The organism is Sphingomonas sp., from assembly GCF_031361285.1.
In the GTDB taxonomy this organism is placed as follows: domain Bacteria; phylum Pseudomonadota; class Alphaproteobacteria; order Sphingomonadales; family Sphingomonadaceae; genus Sphingomicrobium.
On the sequence record NZ_JANMCO010000107.1, the window covers coordinates 1 to 4,092 of the forward strand.

A 4,092-nucleotide genomic window follows, 5' to 3' on the forward strand; every position below is an offset into this window, starting at 1 on the left:
CAGCAGCGCAACAGTCGCGCCGCGGAACAGGGTCCGCAGGGTCACGATATTTCTCTTTTCTTAAAAGCGTTTGGTAGTTCAACGCCCTGATCGCGCGGCGGTTTCAATTATTGTTGACATGTCACAAATCTGGACTCGCGCAGCGACCGACTCGTTGGTTGTCGGCGCGGGGACTTGCGGTCACATTTGGGACTAGCCACTATGCGGGCGGGGGAGCCGCAGCATGAGTGATCTCAGCGACAAGAAATATGAAAAACTGGTGCAGCCGCTGACCGAAGAGCTGAGCACGATGGCGCGCTGGGTTGATGAAACCGGGCAGCGCATCGTGATCCTGTTCGAAGGCCGCGACACTGCTGGCAAGGGCGGCTCGATCGACATGTTCGCGCGGGTGCTCAATCCGCGCCAATGCCACGTGGTAGCCTTGTCATCGCCGAGCGAGCGCGAAAGCAGCCAATGGTATTTCCAGCGCTATGCCGAGCATTTGCCGCCCAAGGGTGAGATCGCGCTGTTCGACCGCAGTTGGTACAACCGTGCCGGGGTCGAGCCGGTGATGGGCTTTTGCACCGAGCAGGAGGCCAAGGACTTCCTGCGGGCCGTGCCCGAATTCGAGCGGCAGCTGGTCGAGGACGGGATTCTGCTGTTCAAATATTGGCTGTGCTGCGATCAGAAGAAGCAGGAAAAAAGGTTCGAGGCGCGGCTCCACAATCCGCTCAAGCGCTGGAAGCTGTCGCCGATCGATATCGCCGCCCGCACCAAATATGACGCATACACCCATGCCCGCGAGCGGATGCTGCAAGCGACCCACACCGATTTTGCGCCGTGGACCCTGGTCGATTTCAACGACCAGGCGCTGGGCCGGCTGACAGTGTTGCGCGACTTGCTCGACCGCGTTCCCGACACCGACTTGCCGATGAAAGACATTCCGTGGCCGGAGTTGCCGGGGAAACCGGGCAAGGAGCGCTACGGCGTGCTCCGGCCGATTCCAAAATATGAGGTCTGACGCAAATAAGGGCGTGACGCATTGCGGACGGCGGCGAATAGCGTAATTTGACGATTACCAGGGGGGGGACGATCATGAAGGCGATGCGACTGTTCGCGCAATTGAGCGCATATTATCTGATCATCGGCCTGGTGGTTTACATGGCGATGAGGCTGTTCCCTCACGCTCGGGACTATCTTCCGATCGGCGGCGTTGAGGAGCTCATCAACCAGCCGCAAAAGGCCGGGGCCAACGGCCTGACCGGCGTGCAGGCCCAGACGTCGGGCCATGTCGACAGCCTCGGCGACAGCCTGTTCTGGCTGACCACGGCACTGATCGGCGCGTTCCTGACCTCATTGCCGGTCAGCTGGACCTACATGTCGATCCGCAACGCCGATGAATATGACCAGTCGCTGATCAGCACCATCATAATCCTGCCTTTGGTCGTCACCGGCATCGTGATCATCGTCCAGAACTCGCTGGCGCTGGCTTTTTCGCTGGCCGGAATTGCGGGCGCCGTGCGCTTCAAGAATTCGCTCAAAAGCAGCGGCGACGCATTGTTCATCTTGCTCTCGGTCGGCATCGGCCTGTCGGCGGGCATCGGCGCGGTCGAGCTCGCGGTCGTCATGTCGATCGCCTTCAACTACGGCTTCCTCGTGCTGTGGTTCACCGAATATGGCGAGCGCGAGGGAATGAAGCGCTACATGAGCGACTTCGACGTCGACGTCGCAACCGCGACCGCCGCCGCCGAAGCGCCGGCCGTCGTGCCGCCCACGGAAATCAAACCCTAGGCACAGGTCTTGAGGACTTTGGCGGACGTCTTTCCGTCGTCGGCGATGTCACTGAAAAATCCGTCGAGGTAGGACGTAGCGCGGCGCAGGGTCGATGGCTCCATCGGCACTTCGCTGAGCGCCGACAGCAAGGCCGGGCGCCGGGCGCGCAACGCAGCCGCAAAGGCGATCACTTCGGCGTTGTGCCGGCAATAGCCCATGTAGCGCCGCTTGAGCACGTCGCCTTTGCCGTCGGGGGTCACGGCGTAGGGCGCGTTGACCAATCCCGAATAATCGAAGTCATAGGGCACAGGCAGATATCCGCCGGCCGCGGCCCCACTGAGCAACCTGGAATTGTGGCAGCAGCCTTCGCCTTTCGGGCCGGCGCGCATCGACCAGTCGGTGTTGCCGATCATATATTCGAACAACCCGACCCGCGCCGCATCGACCGAGGCCAGGTCGGCCGAATTAACGCGATCCGCGGTCACCGCGGCGCGCAGGCCATTGCGGGCGGCGACATCGTCGATGTCCTCGAGAAAGAAACCGTAACGGGTGGTGATCGGACGGTTGTTGTCATCGACATAGTCGATTGTCGCCAACCGCACCCGGTGACTGAACGGCGTAAGCTGGTTGTACATGCGATAGGCGGCATATTCGAGCAGCAGATATTGCTGGAACGAGGCCGTCGACCGGCAATGGGTGACCAGCTTGAGCCGCTTTTGGCCGGCGAACAGCGAGCCCGGGCCCGGCGGGCGCGAGAATTGCACGCGAAGCGGCGGGAACTGGCAGGTTTCGTGCCTGAGCCGCGTTATACCGCGCGGCGACAGCTGGATCGCCAGGATTTCCGGTGCGGCGCCAGGGACCATCAGTACCGCGTCGCGCGGCACCCGCGATTGCTCGGCCGAGCGGGCGATCTGGTTGAGCGGTCCGCGAATGGTCAGGCGGATGACCGCGTTGCCGGCGAACAGCGGCTTGGGCGGAGCTTGCGCGGCGGCGTCCGTCGCCAGGACCAGCGCGGCGAGCGTTGCGGCGATCCGCACCAGCGCCATCTCAGCGGACCGCCGGTGTTGACGGTGAACGGTCGAAATTGTGCGGCATGAGCTGCCCCCCCACGATTTCCAAATAGCTTAGCTTGCCACCGTAATAGCGCGACATGCCGGTATCAATCCTCGCCAGTTGGCCGCCGTTCGAAATCACGATCCCGGCGAGGCGCGGGGTGTGGGCGATGACCAGGTGGCGGGCACCGTTGGTCTGCAATGCCGCGGCCAGTTCCTGGTCGATCGACGGATAAGAGGCCGGAAAAGCGGACGATTGCTCGCCATCCTCGTTGCGGGTGATCAATCCCCGATACCACAACGGCCCGAATGGATCGTAGAGGATCGAGGTTTCGGAAACGTCGCCCGCTTTGAGCGCGGCGGTCACCCTGCGGTTGATCATTTGATAGGGCGTGGTGGAATAAGCGACGCTGATCCCGCCGTGGACGAAAATCGAGTCGCCGATCTTGGCGATCGCCTGGTTGGCGAGGGTCCACCGGCCCAACGGACCGCGCGGGCTCCACGCCGCCTGATGCTCGAGCTTGCCGAGCGGGGTCAAAGCGAGCCACGCCGCGCGGATCGCGTCATCGCTCATCGCCGGCGTCCTCGCCCGGTAACCAGCCACGATGGCGGCCTTGTTGGCGGCGTAAGTGCGGTCGCGCAGCGGGGCCGAATCGGCCGTGGCGAAGGCCGCATATTCGCCCGCGGTGACGTAGCGGAGATCGCCCGTCATGTTCATCGCTTCGTGGTTGCCGACCAGCACGACGACGCGGCCGCCGGCGTGCGCCGCTTCCTTCTGCAGCTTCATCAAATGGCTGATGATCTTCAACGAATCGGGGCCGCGATCGACGATGTCGCCCAGCTGGACGAGGATCGACGAGCCCCCGGCCCAATGGTTGCGTTGATCGATCAGGCGGGCGTTGAGCGCGACCTGGCGCCAGGCGTCGAAATCGCCGTGAAGGTCGCCCACGGCGACGATCCGTTGCGCCGGCTGGACCGGTTGCGCGGTGAGTGGCGCCAGCGGGAACATGGCGATGAGGGCCAGGCAGAGCAGTCCGCAGAGTCTTCGGATCAATGGCCGTCCTTCCCGTCATGGCTGTGGAACTAATCGCGCCTGTCCCACGCTTGGTCGCCGCTACGATACGCTATCGTTGCATTGTTGAACCCGATTTGTAACCTCGGACGTTTCACATCCACAACATTGTCATTTTAGGAATTTACAGATGCGCAAGATCCTCCTTTCCCTCACCGCTTTATCGCTGGCGATCCCGACCTCGTTCGTCGGCTTTGCCGCACCCGCCGACGCGCA

General features: G+C 62.7%; 4 protein-coding genes. 2 read left to right on the forward strand and 2 right to left on the reverse strand.

What is annotated here, in order from left to right:
* Nucleotides 1-223: 223 nt before the first annotated feature.
* Together ppk2 and RMO25_RS10110 are read left to right on the forward strand one after the other, a co-directional pair.
* Entirely contained in the window at nucleotides 224-1,000 is a 777-nt protein-coding gene (gene ppk2, locus RMO25_RS10105; protein ID WP_309662479.1) for a polyphosphate kinase 2, read from the forward strand.
* A gap of 74 nt (nucleotides 1,001-1,074) precedes the next feature.
* Entirely contained in the window at nucleotides 1,075-1,770 is a 696-nt protein-coding gene (locus tag RMO25_RS10110; protein WP_309662480.1) for a hypothetical protein, read from the forward strand.
* Here RMO25_RS10110 and RMO25_RS10115 read toward each other — a convergent pair.
* Nucleotides 1,767-2,798: a hypothetical protein gene (locus RMO25_RS10115; RefSeq protein ID WP_309662481.1), complete on the reverse strand. Its 1,032-nt coding sequence runs from the start codon at nucleotides 2,796-2,798 to the stop codon at nucleotides 1,767-1,769. The two genes, RMO25_RS10110 and RMO25_RS10115, sit on opposite strands and share 4 nt — an antisense overlap.
* Before the next feature lies 1 nt (nucleotide 2,799).
* Nucleotides 2,800-3,858: a metallophosphoesterase gene (locus RMO25_RS10120; RefSeq protein WP_309662482.1), complete on the reverse strand. Its 1,059-nt coding sequence runs from the start codon at nucleotides 3,856-3,858 to the stop codon at nucleotides 2,800-2,802.
* Nucleotides 3,859-4,092: the final 234 nt, after the last annotated feature.